At 74.2% G+C, this 17,653-nt stretch carries 17 protein-coding genes and 1 riboswitch; of the genes, 2 read left to right on the forward strand and 15 right to left on the reverse strand.

Annotated elements, in window-relative coordinates:
* Positions 1-4: 4 nt before the first annotated feature.
* The 9 genes from DSZ44_RS03800 to DSZ44_RS03840 all read right to left on the reverse strand — a co-directional run bounded on the left by DSZ44_RS03800 (position 5) and on the right by DSZ44_RS03840 (position 9,829).
* Positions 5-748: a polyprenol monophosphomannose synthase gene (locus DSZ44_RS03800; RefSeq protein WP_110851207.1), complete on the reverse strand. Its 744-nt coding sequence runs from the start codon at positions 746-748 to the stop codon at positions 5-7.
* A complete protein-coding gene (gene lnt, locus DSZ44_RS03805; protein ID WP_110851208.1) occupies positions 745-2,292 on the reverse strand; it encodes an apolipoprotein N-acyltransferase in 1,548 nt (515 codons plus the stop codon). Before lnt ends, DSZ44_RS03800 begins: the two co-directional genes overlap by 4 nt.
* Before the next feature lie 381 nt (positions 2,293-2,673).
* The gene (locus DSZ44_RS03810; RefSeq protein ID WP_110851209.1) at positions 2,674-5,505 is read right to left on the reverse strand and encodes a DEAD/DEAH box helicase; all 2,832 of its coding nucleotides are present in this window, start codon (positions 5,503-5,505) and stop codon (positions 2,674-2,676) included.
* Positions 5,502-6,440 (reverse strand): diacylglycerol/lipid kinase family protein, encoded by a 939-nt coding sequence (locus DSZ44_RS03815; RefSeq protein WP_110851210.1) that lies wholly within the window; start codon positions 6,438-6,440, stop codon positions 5,502-5,504. The genes DSZ44_RS03810 and DSZ44_RS03815 overlap by 4 nt, the downstream gene beginning before the upstream one ends.
* Entirely contained in the window at positions 6,437-7,237 is an 801-nt protein-coding gene (tatC, locus tag DSZ44_RS03820; RefSeq protein ID WP_258369193.1) for a twin-arginine translocase subunit TatC, read from the reverse strand. Before tatC ends, DSZ44_RS03815 begins: the two co-directional genes overlap by 4 nt.
* Positions 7,238-7,261: 24 nt before the next feature.
* Positions 7,262-7,540, reverse strand: coding sequence for a twin-arginine translocase TatA/TatE family subunit (gene tatA, locus DSZ44_RS03825; RefSeq protein WP_110851211.1), 279 nt, complete (start codon positions 7,538-7,540; stop codon positions 7,262-7,264).
* Positions 7,541-7,588: 48 nt separating this feature from the next.
* Positions 7,589-7,900 carry a hypothetical protein gene (locus DSZ44_RS03830; protein WP_110851212.1) on the reverse strand — a complete coding sequence of 104 codons (312 nt, stop codon included), beginning with the start codon at positions 7,898-7,900 and terminating at the stop codon, positions 7,589-7,591.
* Positions 7,897-8,868 carry a helix-turn-helix transcriptional regulator gene (locus DSZ44_RS03835; RefSeq protein WP_110851213.1) on the reverse strand — a complete coding sequence of 324 codons (972 nt, stop codon included), beginning with the start codon at positions 8,866-8,868 and terminating at the stop codon, positions 7,897-7,899. The genes DSZ44_RS03830 and DSZ44_RS03835 overlap by 4 nt, the downstream gene beginning before the upstream one ends.
* Positions 8,861-9,829 (reverse strand): helix-turn-helix transcriptional regulator, encoded by a 969-nt coding sequence (locus DSZ44_RS03840; RefSeq protein ID WP_258369195.1) that lies wholly within the window; start codon positions 9,827-9,829, stop codon positions 8,861-8,863. The genes DSZ44_RS03835 and DSZ44_RS03840 overlap by 8 nt, the downstream gene beginning before the upstream one ends.
* A gap of 338 nt (positions 9,830-10,167) precedes the next feature.
* Here DSZ44_RS03840 and DSZ44_RS03845 point away from each other — a divergent pair, with 338 nt between their 5' ends.
* The gene (locus DSZ44_RS03845) at positions 10,168-11,262 is read left to right on the forward strand and encodes a DUF3866 family protein (RefSeq protein WP_110851353.1); all 1,095 of its coding nucleotides are present in this window, start codon (positions 10,168-10,170) and stop codon (positions 11,260-11,262) included.
* A gap of 108 nt (positions 11,263-11,370) precedes the next feature.
* On the opposite strand, the gene DSZ44_RS03850 is transcribed toward DSZ44_RS03845, so the two are convergent.
* The 6 genes from DSZ44_RS03850 to rpe form a co-directional block, all read right to left on the reverse strand.
* Complete coding sequence (locus DSZ44_RS03850) at positions 11,371-11,823, reverse strand: PH domain-containing protein (protein WP_110851215.1); 453 nt, start codon at positions 11,821-11,823, stop codon at positions 11,371-11,373.
* Positions 11,820-12,662 (reverse strand): ATP phosphoribosyltransferase, encoded by an 843-nt coding sequence (gene hisG, locus DSZ44_RS03855; RefSeq protein ID WP_110851216.1) that lies wholly within the window; start codon positions 12,660-12,662, stop codon positions 11,820-11,822. The genes DSZ44_RS03850 and hisG overlap by 4 nt, the downstream gene beginning before the upstream one ends.
* A 25-nt stretch (positions 12,663-12,687) precedes the next feature.
* The gene (locus DSZ44_RS03860) at positions 12,688-12,951 is read right to left on the reverse strand and encodes a phosphoribosyl-ATP diphosphatase (RefSeq protein WP_110851217.1); all 264 of its coding nucleotides are present in this window, start codon (positions 12,949-12,951) and stop codon (positions 12,688-12,690) included.
* Between the two features lie 52 nt (positions 12,952-13,003).
* Positions 13,004-14,017: an ABC transporter substrate-binding protein gene (locus DSZ44_RS03865; protein WP_220035074.1), complete on the reverse strand. Its 1,014-nt coding sequence runs from the start codon at positions 14,015-14,017 to the stop codon at positions 13,004-13,006.
* Entirely contained in the window at positions 14,014-14,868 is an 855-nt protein-coding gene (locus tag DSZ44_RS18945; protein ID WP_110851218.1) for an ABC transporter permease, read from the reverse strand. Before DSZ44_RS18945 ends, DSZ44_RS03865 begins: the two co-directional genes overlap by 4 nt.
* A gap of 86 nt (positions 14,869-14,954) precedes the next feature.
* A riboswitch (FMN riboswitch) is annotated at positions 14,955-15,078 on the reverse strand.
* Between the two features lie 102 nt (positions 15,079-15,180).
* Positions 15,181-15,840 (reverse strand): ribulose-phosphate 3-epimerase, encoded by a 660-nt coding sequence (gene rpe, locus DSZ44_RS03875; protein WP_110851219.1) that lies wholly within the window; start codon positions 15,838-15,840, stop codon positions 15,181-15,183.
* Positions 15,841-16,060: 220 nt separating this feature from the next.
* Here rpe and DSZ44_RS03880 point away from each other — a divergent pair, with 220 nt between their 5' ends.
* Entirely contained in the window at positions 16,061-17,584 is a 1,524-nt protein-coding gene (locus DSZ44_RS03880) for an HNH endonuclease signature motif containing protein (RefSeq protein WP_146237469.1), read from the forward strand.
* The last annotated feature ends 69 nt before the right edge of the window (positions 17,585-17,653 follow it).

A 17,653-nucleotide genomic window follows, 5' to 3' on the forward strand; every position in this document is an offset into this window, starting at 1 on the left:
GGCGTCAGCGGCGTCCGAGGAGCCCGGCGAGCTGGCGGGTGCGGTGGGACAGTCCCCACACCGTCGTGCGGACCAGGGCCTCGGTGATGATCGACCGGCTCATCTTCGACACGCCCTCCGCGCGCTCGACGAAGCTGATCGGCACCTCCGCCACGCGCCCGCCGGCGCGGTGGACCCGCCAGGTCATGTCCACCTGGAAGCAGTAGCCCTGCGACTCGATCTCCTCCAGAGGGAGTGCAGCGAGCACGTCGGCGCGGAAGACCCGGAAGCCCGCGGTCGCGTCCCGCACCGGCAGTCCCAGCGCGAGCCGCACGTAGGTGTTGGCCCCCCGTGAGAGGAGCTCGCGGTGGCGGGGCCAGTTGACGACCGCTCCCCCGGGCACCCACCGTGAGCCGATGACGAGCTCGGGCGCGTCCGGCCGCTGAGCGCGGGCGAGGAGGTCCGGCAGCTGCTCGGGCCGGTGCGAACCGTCGGCGTCCATCTCGACGACGAGCTCGTAGCCGCGCTCTAGCGCCCACTGGAAACCGGCGACGTACGCCCGTCCCAGTCCCTGCTTGCCCGGCCGGTGCAGGACGTGGACCTGGTCGTCGCGGGCCGCCGCGGCGTCGGCGACGGCACCGGTGCCGTCGGGGCTGTTGTCGTCCGCCACGAGGACGTCCGCGTCCGGGACGGCCTGCCGGGTGCGCTCGAGCGCACCGGGGAGCGACTCCCGCTCGTTGTAGGTGGGGATGATGACGAGCGTCCTCACGCGGCCCTCCTCAGGCGACGGGACCGGACGGTGGCGACGACGCCGGCCACGGCCGCGAGTGCGGCGACGGCGGCAGCCACGAGCGTGGGCCACACCCCCAGCCGGTCGGCGACCGTGAGCGAGGTGCGCAGCGGCAGGTCGGCCACGAAGCGGTCGGCGGTGAACAGGCCGGAGGACTGGGTGACGACCCCGTTGGGCGAGATGACCCCGCTGACACCCACGGTGGAGATCTGGACGGTCGCCCGGCCGTGCTCCACGGCGCGGAAGACCGACATCGCCAGCTGCTGGGTCGACTCCTGGGTGTAGCCGAAGGAGGCGTTGTTGGTGGGGACGACGATGAGCTCGCCGCCGGCCAGGACCGCGTCGCGCATGAGACCGGCGTAGGCCACCTCGAAGCAGATCCCGACGGCGAGGTCGACCACCCGCTCCAGCCGCGGGCTGTCCAGCTCGATGATCCCGACCTCGTCGCCGGGCAGCATGTCGATGGACACGAGGTCGACGGCGTCGGTCACCTTCCGCGCGAGGTCGCGCAGCGGGATGTACTCGGCGAACGGGGCGGGGTGCTGCTTGGCGTAGACGTCCACCTGGCCCTCGCCGGGCTCCCACAGGATCGCCTCGTTGTACCGGTAGTCCTCCCCGTAGCGCTGCCCGCCGACGAGGATCGGTGCCTCGACGGCGGCGGCCGCACGGTCGACGAGGCGGCCGGCCTCGGCGTCCTCGCGCGGGTCGATGTCGGTGGAGTTCTCGGGCCACAGCACGACGTCGAGCTCTCCCGGCTCCACGTCCTCCAGGAGCGCCTCGGTGCCGGTGACGTGCCGCTCGAGGACGTCGCGGCGCACGGCGAAGGCGTCCAGGCCTGGGCCCGGGACGTTGCCCTGGACCGCGCCCACGCGCAGCGTGCCGCTCTCGGCGCGCGTGTCGACGGGCACGACGAGACCGACGGCGACGACCGCGGCGGCCACGACGAGCGCGCCACTGGCGCGTCCGACCCGGGCACGGCGCAGGTGGCTCAGGGCCAGGGCGACCAGCGCGCCGAGAACTACGACGGCACCGGACACGAGCGGCTCCCCGCCGAGGGAGGCCAGGCGCAGCAGCGGTCCGTTGGTCTGGGAGAAGGCGAGCTTGCCCCACGGCATGCCCCCGAAGGGCACGAGCCCTCGCGCGGCCTCGGTCGCGGCCCACAGGCACGCGACGACGACGACGCCGAGCGACGGGTGCCGGACGACCGGTCCCCAGCGGGCCGCGAGCACCCACCCGGCGGCGAAGACGGCGACGAAGAGGGCCTCGGCCACGCCGAGCAGCACCCACGGCGCCGCGCCGGCGGCCTCCTCGGCCCACCACAGGTGGATGAGGAAGAAGACCGCTCCCCAGATCCAGCCGTAGGCGAGGGCGCGCGGCACCGTGGCCCCCCGCAGCGCGAGGAGGAGCAGGGCCACCCCGACCGGGGCGAGGGGCCACCAGGAACGCCCGGGGAAGGCCGCGTCCGTCGCCAGGGCCCCGAGGACGCTGAGGAGCACGGCGACTCGACGGGAAGGCAGGGGCACCCGACAAGGATAGGTGCCCGCGAGAGCGGTCCTGACCCCGGTGACGACCTGCCGGGAGGGGCGGACGTGACCGACCCGCGTGTCCTTCGGACCGACGCTGCGGGGGCAGCTGTCGTTATCTACTGAACACGCGGGCCTGGCCACTGTCCGCCGCGGCGCGCGTCCCGGTCGGCTCCATGGCCGCCGGTCCGGGCGGGCGGTACGAGAGACGAAACTAGCGCCCGGCGACCCCGGCATCAAGCCCGCGAACGCGCAGGTCAGGGGCATGCACGCAGGTCAGCACCGGTGCTCGGCAGGCTCCGTGATCTCGCCGTGACCGGCGTGTCGCGGCGTGTCGTGGGATGTCTCACGGGCGCCCGGCCCGGTCGGCCCCGATTCGTCTCAGACGCTGGACCACGCGACGACGCCGCGTCGCACGAGCTCGATGGCGCGCCGGGCGGTGCGGCGTCCCTCGGCGTCGGGTGCGGCGGTGGCGAGCTGGTCGAGGACGTCGAGGATCTGCTTGCACCACCGCACGAAGTCCCCGGCCCCGATCTCGGTGCCGTCCAGGACCGAGTCGAGCGGCGCGCCCTTGGCCCACGCGTGGACGATGGACACGATCCCGGCGTCGACCGGCTCCGAGGACGGCACCCCGTGCTGGGACTCCCGCTCGGCGAGCTCGTCCGAGACACGCACGGTCTGGCGCACGGCGTCCCCCAGCGCCCCGCCCCCGGCGCCGGTGGGCGCACTGAGGGCGTCGTTGCGGGCGCTGTAGACGACGGTGGACACCACGGCGGCGAGCTGGGCGGCGTCGAGGCCCGCCCACAGGCCGCGGCGCAGGCACTCGGCCAGGACGAGGTCCTTCTCCGCGTACAGGCGCGCGAGCCAGCGGCCGTTGTCGGTGACGACCATGCCGCCGGCGCCGTCGGGCTCGAGGTAGCCGAGCTCTGTGAGAAGTGCGCAGACCTTGTCGAAGTCGCGGGCGATGGACGAGGTCCGGGTCTCGATGCGCTGGAGCAGGCGCTGGTGCTCGGCGTCGAGCGAGGCCCAGCGGTTCGCCCACCGGGCGTGCTCCTCGCGGTCGCTGCACCCGTGGCAGGGGTGGGCCCGCAGCCGGCGGCGCAGCTCGTCGATCTCCTCACCGATGTCGGCGCCCGCCTCGCCGGCCCGCGCGACGGGAGCAGCGGGCGGCGCGGCCTGGACGGCGCTGCGCAGCCGGGCGGCCAGGTCCCGGCGCTGACCGGCGTCCCGGAGGTTGGCGTGCTTGGGCACCGGCACGGTGGCCACGGTCGTGGCCCCGTGGGGCAGCTCGGTGCTCGTGAGGGTCCGCACGCGTGGCTCGGGGGTGAGGACGCGGACCACCGGGGAGTCGAGGCGGTCGGCGTCGACGTCCAGCACGAGTGCCCACAGGGTGCGCCGCCCGCGGCGGTACTCGAGGACGTCCCCGCGCCGCACGGCCGCGAGGGAGGCGTGGACGGCACGCTGCGCGGCCCGGGACCGTTCGCGTGACCGGTCCTTCTCCAGCTCGGTGATCTGCCGGCGCAGGCGTGCGTACTCGGTGAAGTCCCCGAGGTGGCACGTCATCGCGGTGGCGTACCCGGCCAGGGCCTCCTCGTTGCGCCGCGCCTGGCGGGCCAGCCCCACGACGCCGCGGTCCGCCTGGAACTGGGCGAAGGAGCCCTCGAGGGTCTCCCGCGCCTGCGGGTAGGCGAGCGTGCCGAGGAGGTTGACGGCCATGTTGTAGGTGGGGTGGAAGCTCGAGCGCAGCGGGTAGGTGCGGCGCGAGGCGAGGCCGGCCAGCCCGCCGGGGTCGACGTCCTCGCCGTACAGCACGATGGCGTGGCCCTCGATGTCGATGCCACGGCGACCGGCACGCCCGGTGAGCTGGGTGTACTCCCCCGGCGTGAGAGCGGCGTGGGCGGTGCCGTTCCACTTGTCCAGCCGCTCGAGGACCACCGAGCGCGCCGGCATGTTGATCCCCAGCGCCAGCGTCTCCGTCGCGTACACGACCTTGACCAGCCCAGCCGCGAAGAGCGCCTCGACGGTCTCCTTGAACACCGGCAGCAGGCCGGCGTGGTGGGCCGCCACGCCTCGCTGCAGCGCCTGCGACCACGCGTGGTAGCCCACGACCGCGAGGTCCTCCGGCGGCAGCGCCGCACAGCGCTCCTCGACGACCTGGGCGATGGCGCGGGCCTCGGCGGCGTTCGTCAGCCGGACGCGCGAGCGCAGGGTCTGCTCGACGGCCGCCTCGCAGCCCGCGCGGGAGAAGACGAAGACGATGGCGGGCAGCAGCCCCGCCTCGTCGAGCCGCTCGACCACGACCGGGCGCGGCGCGGGGCGCACGTGCCCCATCCGGGCGGGTGGACGGCCCCGCCCGCCCCTCGGGTCGCGCCGGCGACCGGGCGGTGCGGAGCCGGTGCGGGCGGCGCGCCGCACCGCCTCGAGGAGCTCGGGGTTGATCGGCGGGTTCGGGCCGGGGTCGGTGGGGTCCACGCGGGCGCTGTAGAGGTCGAGGACGCGGTCGCGGACCATGACGTGCTGCCACAGCGGCACGGGCCGGTGCTCGGACACGACGACGGCGGTGTCCCCGCGCACCATGCTGAGCCAGTCGCCGAACTCCTCGGCGTTGGAGACCGTGGCCGACAGCGAGACGAGGAGGACGTCGTCGGCGAGGTGGAGGATGACCTCCTCCCACACCGGGCCGCGGAAGCGGTCGGCGAGGTAGTGGACCTCGTCCATGACGACGTAGCCGAGGTCCACCAGGGTGGGCGAGCCCGCGTAGAGCATGTTGCGCAGCACCTCGGTGGTCATGACGACGACGTCGGCCTCCCCGTTGATCGTCGTGTCACCGGTGAGCAGGCCGACCTTGCCCTCCCCGTGCGCGGCGACGAGGTCGAGGTACTTCTGGTTGCTCAGGGCCTTGATGGGCGTGGTGTAGAAGGTCTTGCGGCCGGTGCGCAGCCCGAGGTGGACGGCGAACTCCCCCACGACCGTCTTGCCGGCGCCCGTGGGCGCCGCGACGAGGACGCTGCGTCCCTCCTCGAGCTGCTCGCAGGCCTCCCGCTGGAAGTCGTCGAGCTGGAAGCCGATGCCGGCGGCGAAGGCGGCGAGCTCGCTGCGCTCGGCGCGGGCCCGCCTGCGGGCGGCGGCGTACCGCTCGGCGGGGCTGGGCTCGGTGGAGGTGTCAGCCGCCTCGACCGTGGTCTCGGGGCGACGCTTGCGTCGTGGGCTCACCCCTCGACTGTATGCGTCAGCACCGACAGTGCACGCGGGTGCACGTCGCACTGGAGGGGCAGCGCGGTGAGCGGCTCGCCGTCGACGATCGCCACCGGCGGGTTGGCGCCCAGCGCGGTGAACGGCTCGACCCGCACGCTGCGCGCCCGTCGCACGCTCACGGCGGGGTGGTCGACGTGCCGCCCGGAGAACAGGAGCGGGAAGAGCCGCACGACGGCGGCACGCGACAGCCCGCGGGCGGTGACGAGGTCGAGCAGGCCGTCGTCGGGCACGGCGCCCGGCGCCACCCGCATCCCGCCGCCGAAGAGCGGGGTGTTGGAGACGGTGACGAGGGTGGCGTCCTGCTCCCACGTCTCGCCGTCGGCGGTGATCCGGAAGCCGTAGGGGCGGAAGGCGGACAGTTCGGCGAAGATCGCGCGGACGTACCGCCCGCCGTTCCCGGGCCAGCGCAGCCGTGAGGCGTGGTGCCCGACCGCGGCGTCCAGGCCCGCGCACAGCGAGCTCACGTACCAGCGGCTGGTCGGCTCCCCAGGGGTGCTGACGGCGACGGCGTCGACCTGCCGCACGCCGTCGTCGGCGGTGAGGGCGCGGCGCAGGACGGCGAGGGCCGCGGGGATGTCGTGGACGGGCAGGTCCAGGGCGCCGGCGATGTCGTTGCCGCTGCCGACGGCGACGATGCCGAGCGGCACGCCCGTCCCGGCGAGGACGTTCGCCCCGAGGTTGACCATCCCGTCCCCGCCGACGACGACGACCGCGTCCAGCCCCTCGGCGAGGGCGGCCCGGGCCCGGGAGAGCGCGTCGTCGTAGTCGCGGCCGGTGAGGTCGAGAGGCGTGTGGCCGGCCTCGCTCAGACCGGTGAGGACCTCGCTGCGGGCCCGGGCGGCCCGGCCGCGCCCCGCCGTGGGGTTGCAGACGACACCGACACGCCGCCTCACGCGTCGGGCTCGAGGAGCTCGGCCTCGTGGGCGGCACGGCGGCGTTCGGCCCGGCGGTCGTGGAGCGCCGCGATGCCCACGGCCCCGAAGTAGAGGGCGCACATGGGCACGGCCAGCGCGATCATCGTCCAGGGGTCCGGGGTGGGGCTGGCGATGCCGGCGAAGACGAAGACGAGGAGCACCGCCCAGCGCCACCCCCCGAGCAGCGCACGTGCCGACACCAGCCCGATCGCGTTGAGCAGCACCATGACGAGCGGGACGAGGAAGGCGATGGCGAAGGCGAGGACCACCCGCATGACGAAGCGCACGTAGTCCGTCGCGGGCATGTAGTTGAGCGCGCCCTCGGGGGTGAACTGGGTGAGCACCCGGATCGCGTTGGGCAGGACCATCCAGGCGAGGACCGCACCGGCGAGGAAGAGCGGCACCCCCGCGACGACGAAGAGCATGCTGCGGCGCTTCTCGCTGCGCGTGAGGCCAGGGGCGACGTAGGCCCACAGCTGGTAGAGCCACCACGGGCTGGCGAGGAACACGGCGAGCCACAGCGAGACCCGGACCTGCATGTCGAAGGCGGCGGCGGGGCTGGTGAAGTTCAGCGCCGCTGACAGCCCGGAGTCGTCGACCGCTCGGACGGGCGCCTGGATGGCGTCGAAGACGGGCTCGTAGAAGAACCAGCTGACGACGGCCATGACGACGATCCCCGCCAGGGCGAGCAGCACACGGCGGCGCAGCTCACGCAGGTGCTCGACCAGCCGCATGCGGCCCTCGGGGTTGCGGGCGTGCCCCGTCCTCAGCGCCACGGAGTCCTCGTCCTGCGGCGGGTGCTAGCGGCCCGTCCCGCCCGGTGGTGTGGTGCCGGGGTCGTCCGCGGACGGCGGGGCCGTCGTGGGGTTGGGCGTGGCGCTCGGGGAGGTCGGGCCGCCGGACGCGGGGCCGGAGGGCGGCGGCGTGGAGTCGTCCTCACGCAGCTCGGTGACCTCCTTCTTGAAGATCTTGAGGGACTTGCCGATGCTGCTCGCCACGTCCGGGAGCCGCTTCGCGCCGAAGAGCAGCACGATGATGAGGACGATGATGAGGATCTGCAGCAGAGAGGGGGGTCGCATGACGTGCCTTCGCGTCGGGTCCTGGGACTTCGAGTCTACGCCGCGGGCTCAGCGCAGTCCGACCCGCCGCCACCGGGCCATCGCCCGGGCGGCGCGGGCGGCGCGTCGCTCGCGGCGGGCGCGCAGGTTGTCCTCACGCCGGTGGCGGGCGTCGGCGACCTCCGCGGGCGGCGCGAGGTAGGCCGGGACGATCGGCGCCGGCGGCTCGGTGCCGGTCACCGCCGCCAGCCGCTCGCTCACCTGCTCGAGCCCGCGCAGCTCCGCGAGCAGCGTCTTGCCCCGCCGCCACAGGCCCAGGCCGATGACGGCGTACAGGGCCAGCGCCGCGAGCACGAGGAGGAGCCAGAGCCACCAGGTCATGAGCCCGAGGATATGTCGTCGTAGGCGGCGAGTGCCTCGGCGGCCTGCTGGGCGACGGCGGCGGCCAGCTCGGGCGGCGTCACGGCGCGCACCTCGGCGCCGAGGCCGAGGACGACGTTCGCCAGCCACGCCGGGTCTGCCACCCGCAGGCGCACCCGCATCCCGCCGTCGGGCAGGTCCTCGTGGTCGACGACGGGCACCCGCTCGGCCAGCCACCGTGCCCGGGGGGCGAGCTCGAGCTCGGCGAGGAGGTCGTCGTCGTCGAGCTCCGGCTCGGTGGTCCGGCCGGTGGCCTCGGGCGCGTGGACGGCGGCGGTGGCGAGGACCTCGGCGGCCAGGACGCGGTCGAGGCGGAAGTGGCGCAGCCCGTCCACGCGGTGGCACCAGGCGCGCAGGTACCAGCGGCTGCCGTCCCAGACGAGCTCGAGGGGGTCGACGTCGCGCTCGGTGACGACGTCGGCGGCCGAGACGTACCGCAGGTGGAGCCGGCGGCCGGCCGCGAGGGCCTGACGGACGGGGGCGAGGGCGGCGCTCGCGTCGCTCACGTGGACGTCCACGGCCTGCGCGGCACGGGCCGCCTCCCCGGCGGCGGCGGTGAGCTTGGCGGTGGTGCTGCGCAGGACGTCGTCGTCGATGCCGCCGTCGGCGCTCAGCGCCTCCAGCGGACGCAGGGCGACGAGCAGGGCCAGGGCCTCGTGGGCACCCAGGCGCAGCGGGCGGTCCATGCCGCGCGGGTTCGTCAGGGTGAGGACCTGGCGGTCGTACTCGTCGGCGGCGAAGTCGATGAGGTCGTCGGGCAGGTAGCCGGGCGTGCCCGTGACCCACAGGAGGTTGACGTCGGCGAGGACCTGCCGCTCGCTCACCGCGAAGTGGGCGGCGACCTCGGCGACGGGCACCCCGGGGTTCTCCCCGAGGTAGGCGATGAGGGCGAGCAGCCGGGTGAGGCGCTCACCGGTGGTCTCAGGCACGTGCGGCCTCCCCCAGGGCGGCGACGGCGCGCAGGCGGGCGAGGACCGCCTCGCGCAGCGCGGGCGGCTCGATGACGAGGACGGCCGGTCCGTAGGCGGCGATCTCCGCCGCGAGGGAGAGCTCGTCGTCGGTCTCGACGACGACGACGTCGCGCCCGTCCCGCTCCCCCCGCTCCTCGACGGCGCGGGCGCGCAGGGCGGCACCGCGCTCGGGGAGGACCGCGAGGACGGCGTGCACGCGGCCTCCGCCGCTGCCGGCGAGGATGGCCTGCGCGTCGTGCTCGGGCACCTCGTGGGCACCGGTCGGTCCCGTGGCTCGGACCGTGCCGACGACGCGGGAGAGGCGGAAGACGCGCGGGGCGTCGCGGTCGGCGTCGTAGCCGATGAGGTACCAGCCGCGGTCGCGGCTCACGAGGCGCCACGGCTGCACGCGGCGGGCCGTCTCCTCGCCGGTCGAGGCGGCCCGGTAGGTGAAGGAGACGGCCTGCCGGGCGCCGATCGCGTCGAGGAGCGGGCCGAGGGCCGTCTCGGCGGCCTGCACGCGCAGGGCGACACCGATGTGGGCGTCGGGGTCCGCGCCGGCGGCGACGGCGCGCAGCTTGGTGAGGCCGCGGTGCGCCGAGCCGTGGAGGTGGGCGTCCTGCCAGACCGTGGCGGCCAGGGACAGCACACCGATCTCCGCGGCGGTGAAGGTCACCTCGGGCAGGGAGTAGCCGGCCGTGTCGAGCCGGTAGCCGACGGCGTCCTCGTGGACCGGGTCGACGTCGGTGACGATCGGCACGCCGAGGTGGCGCAGGAGGTCCTTGTCGCGCTCGAACATCCGCTCGAAGGCGACGTCGTTCGCGGCGTCGTGGTAGCCGTTGACGGACGCGCGGATGTCCGCCTTGGTCAGCCGGCCCGGGGCGTGCCGGAGCGCGATGAGGAGGTCGAGCAGCCGCTCGGCCGGGTCCACGCGAGTCACGGTGCCCACCGTACTTGCTGGAGACACCCTCCCCCTCCCCGGCGCCCCCCTTCTCGCCGAGCGCCGCGCCTCCAACCCGCCGACAGCGCACTTTCCGCCGACAGCGCACTTTCCGCCGAGAGCGCACTTGCCGCCGAGAGCGCACTTTCCGCCGAGAGCGCACTTTCCGCCGAGAGCGCACTTTCCGCCGAGAGCGCACTTGCCGCCGAGAGCGCACTTTCCGCCGAGAGCGCACTTGCCGCCGAGAGCGCACTTTCCGCCGCCCCTCCCCGCCGAGCACTGACGTGTTCCTACGGCGCTCCCGGCGCCCGAGGGCAGGCGACGGTAGCGTGCGCCAGGTGATCTCCTGGCGTGACGGTGTGGTGAGGGCGGTGCGCGGCTCGTGGGCCGGCGCCGTCGAGCTCGAGGTCGACCTGGACCGGCCGGCCGGGGACCGCTCGTCGGTCCGCGCGCTGGCGTACACCGCCCTGGTCGGTGAGCCCGAGGTGGGCTACCGCGTGACCCTGACCGTCTCCGCGCTCGTCCGCGGGCTCGGCACGGGCGGCTACGCGATGGTCGTCGCCCTCCCCGACCGCCTGCCCGCCGACCCGCCTCCGGGCCCCGGCCACGTCGTCAAGGCCCGGTACACGCCGCTGCAGCCGATGCTCCTCGGGGTCGACGAGCAGGAGTCGCCCTGGCACGAGCGGATGCGCGACGCCGACGACGTCGGCGGGCTCGCCGTCGTCGTCGCGGACCTGCACTCCGCGCTGCCCGCGGTCATCGCGGGCGTGCGCGCCGCCGGCGGGGACCGGAAGGTCGCCTACGTCATGACCGACGGCGGGGCGCTGCCGCTGGCCTTCTCCCGCTCGGTCGCGCAGCTGCGCGAGGCGGGCTGGCTGGCGGCGACGATCACGGCGGGGCAGGCCTTCGGCGGGGACCACGAGGCCGTCAACGTCCACACGGCGCTGCTCGCGGCGCGCCACGTCGTGGACGCGGACGTCGTCGTCGTCACGCAGGGGCCGGGCAACCTCGGCACCGGGACGCGCTGGGGCTTCTCGGGCGTCGCCGCAGGCGAGGCCGTCAACGCGGCCGCGGCGCTGGGCGGTCGGCCGGTGGCGGCGCTGCGCGTCTCGCAGGCCGATCCGCGCGACCGCCACCGCGGCGTGTCGCACCACTCGACGACCGCCTACGGACGCGTGGCCCTGGGCCGCGCCGACGTCGTCGTGCCCGTGGCCGACGGCGAGCTCTGGACCCGGGTGCACGAGCAGGCCGCCGGCCTGTGCGAGCCGGTCGGCCGCCACCGCCTCGTCGAGGTGCCGGTGACGGGGCTGCGTGCCGCGCTGGAGGACTCCCCCGTGCGCCTGTCGACGATGGGCCGGGGCCTGGAGGAGGACGAGGCCGCCTTCATCGCCTCGGCCGCCGCCGGTGCCCACGCCGCCACCCTCACCACCTGACCCCGTCCACGAACGTCGCAACTGGTCGGTCCGACGACGCGGCAAGCGATGGCCGCCGTCGCCCGACCGACCAGTGGGGCGAGCGTGGTGGGAGGCGGGACGGACCCGTCAGGTGGGCTCGTCGGACTCGTGGAGCTGGACGAGGGCCGCGAGGCGACCGACCTCGCGGCGGGCGTAGTCGCCGTCGGCCGCCTGGATCGCCATGACCGCCAGGGTGGTGCCGTCGGAGAGGTCGAGCTGCGCCCACGGGCTGTTCGGGCCGAACCGCACCTCCACCACCTGCTCCCACGCCAGGCGGCGGACCTTGACGAGGTTCCGCACGGTCAGGCCGTCGTCGTCGGGCACGGCACGGACGGCCGCCTGCCGGAAGCACAGCCAGGCGAGGACAGCGGCGGTGACAAGGATCCCGACGACGTCGAAGAACGACATGTCGAGGTCGTTAGCCGCCATGACGGTGAAGAGCACGGGCGGGCCGAGCGCGGTGAGGACGAGCAGGACCGAGGCCACCCATCGCGCCGCCAGCGGGCGGAACGGGCGCAGCAGCTCGGCCGACAGGTTCACAGCCGCGAGGCGTGGATGGAGGTGACGATGATCGCCCGCGCCCCGACCTCGTACAGCTCGTCCATCACACGGTTGGCGTCCTCGCGGAGCACCATGGCGCGCACCGCACGCCAGTTGCCGTCGTGCAGCGGGGACACGGTGGGCGACTCGAGGCCCGGGGTGACCGCGACGGCCTCGTCGACGTGCTCGACCGGCACGTCGTAGTCCATGAGGACGTAGCGGCGCGCGACGAGGACGCCCTGGAGACGGCGGTCGAGGACGTCGACGGCGGCCTCGGCGGGACGGTCCGCGGGGCGGATGAGCACCGCCTCGGACTGCAGGATCGGGTCGCCGAAGACCTCGAGCCCGGCCGCGCGAAGGGTGGAGCCGGTCTCGACGACGTCCGCGACGGCGTCGGCGATGCCGAGCTGGACGGAGGACTCCACGGCGCCGTCGAGGTGGACGACGCTCGCGTTGATGCCGCGCTCGGCGAGGTAGTTGCCGACGAGGACGTCGTAGCTCGTCGCCACGCGCGCCCCGGCGAGCTCCTCGACGGAGCGGACAGTCCCGGCCGGCGCCGCGAAGCGGAAGGTGGACCGGGCGAAGCCGAGGGGCCGGTGCTCGACGGCGGAGGTGCCGGAGTCGAGGAGGAGGTCGCGGCCGGTGATGCCGACGTCGACGGTGCCGGTGCCGACGTACACGGCGATGTCACGGGGACGCAGGAAGAAGAACTCGACGCCGTTGGCGGGGTCGGGCAGGACGAGCTCGCGGTCACGGCGACGGCGGTAGCCGGCCTCGGCGAGCATCTGGGTGGCGGGCTCGGACAGCGAGCCTTTGTTCGGGACGGCGATACGCAGCACGGGGGGATTCTCTCCGGTCGGTCGGTCAGAGCTTGCGGTAGACGTCCTCGAGGCTGATGCCGCGAGCGACCATCATGACCTGGACGTGGTAGAGCAGCTGGGAGATCTCCAGGGCGGCGGCGTCCTCACCCTCGTACTCCGCGGCCATCCACACCTCGGCGGCCTCCTCGACGATCTTCTTGCCGATCGCATGGACCCCCGCGTCCAGCTGGGCGACGGTCCCCGAGCCCTCGGGTCGCGTGTCCGCCTTGTGCTTGAGCTCGGCATAGAGGTCGTCGAAGGTCTTCACGCCACTCAGGATAGGCCCCCGGCGCGGGCCGCCGGGGACGCCGTCCACGAGGTCAGGGGTGGGCCACGGCGTCGTTGGTCACGGCGGCGGTGACGTCGACCTCACCCTCGAGGAGCCCGGTCTCGGACATGAACGTGGCCATCGCCTCCCACCGCGCGAGGTCGTTGCCGCCCGACGCCGAGCCGTAGAGGGGGACCGTGGCCTCGACCGTGGCCAGGGCCGCGTCGCGGGCGGCGGGGTCCGCGAGCCCGGGGACGTGCTCGGCGGCGACGTCGACCGCCGCGGCCGGGTCCTCGACGACGTCCTGGACCCCGCGCATGGTGGCCGAGACGACCGCCGCCACCGTACCGCCGTCGTCCGCGAGGAGGTCCTCGTGGGTGCCGACACCGATCCCGACGAGGGGAACCTCACCGAGCGGGATCGTGCGCACGTCCACGCCCGCCTCCGCGAACTGGACGGCGTCGTTGTTGGCGTAGCCCATGACGGCGTCGACGTGACCGGCGCTGAGCGCAGCCTGCTGCGTGAAGCCGATGTGCTCGACGGTGAGGTCGTCCTCGGTCAACCCGGCGTCGGCCAGGAGGGCGAGGAGGCCGAAGTACGTCTCCCCGAACGGTCCGGGGATGCCGACCGAGCGGCCGGCGAGGTCCTCGGCACTGGTGATGTCGGAGTCGGCGGGCACGATGAGGACGACGGGGTACTCCTCGTAGAGCGTCGCGACGTTGACCACCGGGACGCCGGCCGAGCGTGCCTGGAGCATCTCGTCCCCGCCCGCGACGACGAGGTCCTCCTCCCCCGCCTCGAGGGCACCGAAGAGCGACTCGGAGGCGCCGTGGTGGCGCAGCGTGACGTCGACGCCCGCGTCCTCGTAGTACCCGCGCGCCTCGGCGACGTAGAAGGGGGCGAACTGGACGTCCGGGGTGTAGGTGAGACCGATGACCATCTCCTCCCCCGCGTCGGTGCTGGTGTCGGAGGACTCGTCGGGGCTCGCGCAGGCGGCGAGGACGACCGCGGTCGCGGCGGTGAGGGCGAGGACGGTGCGGCGGCGGGTCACGGGGTGGCGGGTCACGGGGTGCTCCTGGGTGAGGGACGGACGGCGCGGCGGGCGCCGAAGCGGGTGCGGACCGTGGGGCGGTCGTCGACGGCGAGGCGCTCGACGAGCCGCAGGGCGGCGTACATGAGGACGGCGAGGAGGGCGAGGACGGCGAGGGTCGCGAAGAGGCCGGTCGTGTCGGCGGAGTTCGCCTGGACCGACAGGACCATTCCCAGGCCCCGGCCACCCATGACGAACTCCCCGACGACGGCCCCGGTCACCGAGAGGGTGAAGCCGTTGCGCAGCCCGGTGAGCAGGCTGGGCAGCGACATCGGCACCTCCATGTGGCGCAGCATCGACCAGCCGTGGGCGCCGTCGAGGCGGGCGGCGTCGATGACCTCGGGGTCGAGGGTGCGCAGGCCGAGGATGGTGGCGAGGAGGATCGGGAAGAAGACGAGCAGCGCGCAGAGCAGGACGATCGGCAGCAGGCCGTAGCCCACCCAGATGACGAGCAGCGGGGCGAGCGCGACGGCGGGCAGGGCCTGGGAGGCCGCGACGTACGGCTGCAGGCCGGCCGCGGCCCAGCGGTTGCGGGCGATGAGGTAGCCGAGCGGGAAGGCGACGGCGGCGCCGAGGACGCTGCCGAGCACCGCCTCCACCCAGGTGATCCACGTGTAGGCGAGGAGGTTGCCCGCGGTGAGCTCGGTCCACAGTCGCACGGCGACGGCGCTGGGCGCGGGCAGGAAGAACGGGGAGACCACGCCGGAGCGGGTGACCGCCTCCCAGGCGAGGAGGACGACGGCGCCGAGCGCCAGCGGCGTGAGCCACACGACGCGGCGGGCGCGACGGTGGATGGCGAGCGTGCGCGCGAGCGGTGCCTGCTCCATGTCGTCCCTCCGGGTCACTGACGGTGTGATCCGGGGTCGGCGGACGCGTGAGCGTCCGCGGCGTGCACCGAGGGGTCGACGCAGCGCCCGTGCATCCTCCCATCCGGACTTTCACCGTCGGTCCTGGAGTTCCACCAGGTCAACCACCTCGGAAGGTGGGTCGCGGACTGTCACCGCCGGTTCGGAATCTCACCGACCCCGGAGCACGTTCTTGCAGCATCAAGCATGCCACAGACGGGATTGTTCCCGGGCAGGTGGGGGCGTGTGCCACAAGCGGGTCTGGTGGGCGCGGCGCGCCGGGCTACACGTCGGTCAGCGGGCTGCTGCTGCGAGCTCGCGCAGCGCACTGACCTCGGCGTTGGGGTCCTCGGCACCGTAGACGGCGGAGCCCGCGACGAAGGTGTCCGCACCGGCGCGGGCGGCGATCGCGATGGTGTCGCGGGAGATGCCGCCGTCGACCTGGAGCCAGATGTCTCGGCCGGAGGCGTCGATCGCCTCCCGGGCGGCGGCGATCTTGGTGACGGTCGACTCGAGGAAGCGCTGGCCGCCGAAGCCGGGCTCCACGGTCATGACGAGGAGCATGTCGAGCTCCTCGAGGTAGTCGAGGTACGGGGTGATGTCGGTGGTGGGACGCACGGCGACAGCGGCGCGGGCGCCGGCGTCGCGGATCTCGCGGGCGAGCCGGATCGGGGCGACCGAGGCTTCCGCGTGGAAGGTGACCGAGGCGCAGCCCGCCTCGGCGTAGCCGCGGGCCCACCGGTCGGGGTCCTCGATCATGAGGTGCGCGTCCACCGGCACCGGGCTCGCCGCGACGATCCGCTCGACCACCGGCAGCCCGACCGTGAGGTTGGGGACGAAGTGGTTGTCCATGACGTCCACGTGCACGAGGTCGGCGCCCGAGATACGCCCGAGCTCCCCCGTGAGGTCGGCGAAGTCGGCGTTGAGGATGCTGGGAGTGATGCGTACGGCCACGTCCCGAGCCTACCCATGCCGGGCACGGCAGGCCGTGCTCGCACACAAGACCGTCGGACGTCGGTGGGGTACGGGCTGCTGGACCGGCGGCACGACGGAGGCTCGGCGGTGGTGGACGGGGTGGCCTGGATGGTCGCCGGCACAGGGCCCGACTCGAATGTCAGTGGCCCCTGAGACGATGTGACCAGCAGCACATCGAGCTTGGCAGGGGGTGGGGACAGTGGCCGCAGAGGTGGCCGACGGCGCGGGCTCGGGCGGCGCGGGCGGCGGGGAGGCGTGGTCGCCCGCTCACCTGGTGGAGGGGCTGCGGTCCATGCTTGCCGAGTCGGGCGGCCTGGCGGGGACGAGCTGGCACGAGGTCGACGGCCACCAGCTGCACGAGGCGCTCGGCGTGCTGGAGCAGGTGGAGCGGCAGCTCTCGGGGGCACGTGCGGCGATGCTGGCGACGATCGAGGCCAACGGGCTGTGGGCGCTGGGCGGTCAGCGGACCTTCAGCGCCTGGCTGCGGACCCGGACCGACGCCACCGCCCCGAGTGCCTCGCGGCAGGTGCGCCAGGCGCGGGCGCTGCGGGACCTGCTGCCGTTGACGCGGGCGGCCCTGGAGGCGGGCCGCGTCAGCGAGGACCATGTCGGCGTCCTGGTGCGTGGGGCGATCACCACCAACCGGCTGCGGGCTCAGCTGTCCGATGATGAGTTCGGTGAGGCGTTCCTCGTGGAGCAGGCCCAGCGGATGGATGCCGGGTCCTTCGCCAAGCTCGTGGCCACCTGGGCCATCGCATCGGATCCCGAGGCCGCCGACGGCGCATGGCGGGACGACACCACCAAGGAGCAGCTGACGCTCTCGCGGACCATGGACGGCTACCACCTCAACGGGTGGCTGGACGAGCTGTCGGGGCAGAGCGTGGACACCGCGCTGCGCGCGCACATGGGCCGCAAGGCCAAGGACGATGAGCGCACCCCGGCCCAACGGCGGGCCGCGGCGCTGACGTCGCTGGCGCGGCAGTCGCTGGACGCCGGGGAGCAGGGCAAGGGTGCCCGCATCCGCCCCCACGTCACCGTGACCGCCGACATCGAGACCCTGCGGGCGCTGGCCGCGGCCACCGGTTCGCCGCGGCCGCCGGTCACCTCCGGTGGGCGCGAGCACGAGCCGGGCGGCGGGTTCGGCTTCTGGGAGGAGGCCACCTTCACTGCCTCAAGCGGCCCGCGCGACCCCGACCGCTCCCAGGAGGACCTGTTCCCCCTGTCGCCCGAGGCGCAGGCGTGGATGGACACCTGGCAGCCCGGCGACACCCATGTCATCTCCGCGGCCATCGACCCCCAGGCGATGATCGGGGTGCAGCCGGCCACCCTGGAGGACGGCACGCCCATCCCACCGGCCATGCTCGCCCGCCTGGTGTGCGAGTCGAGCCTCTCCCGGGTGGTGTTCGGACCAGAGTCCACGGTGCTGGACGTGGGTAGGGAGCAGCGGATCTTCCCCGCCCACATGGTGCGGGCGATCATCGCCCGCGACAAGACGTGCCAGGTCCCCGACTGCGACGAACCACCCGGTAACGGGGAGATCCACCACTCCATCCAGTGGTACCGCGACGGCGGGGCCACCTGTGTGGAGCACGGCATCCTGCTGTGCTGGCACCACCACGACTGGGTCCACGCCTACGGCATCACCATCGTCAGAGCCGCCGGCCGCTGGTACTTCTACACCCGCCACGGCCAGCTCATCACCGCCAAGCACGAACAGACCTAGCAGCCCCAGGGGACAGGTCTGCCCACCGGCCGGTGAGCGAGCGGCCGGAGCTCGGCGTGGACCGGGCGC

Origin of the sequence: Georgenia satyanarayanai, from assembly GCF_900116375.1 — a bacterium.
In the GTDB taxonomy this organism is placed as follows: Bacteria; Actinomycetota; Actinomycetes; order Actinomycetales; family Actinomycetaceae; genus Oceanitalea; species Oceanitalea nanhaiensis.

Excerpts from the sequence above, each read along its gene's own strand:
- DSZ44_RS18945 (WP_110851218.1), bottom strand. The coding sequence starts at position 14,868 with ATGGAGCAGGCACCGCTCGCGCGCACGCTCGCCATCCACCGTCGCGCC.
- tatA (WP_110851211.1), bottom strand. The coding sequence starts at position 7,540 with ATGCGACCCCCCTCTCTGCTGCAGATCCTCATCATCGTCCTCATCATC.
- DSZ44_RS03830 (WP_110851212.1), bottom strand. The coding sequence starts at position 7,900 with ATGACCTGGTGGCTCTGGCTCCTCCTCGTGCTCGCGGCGCTGGCCCTG.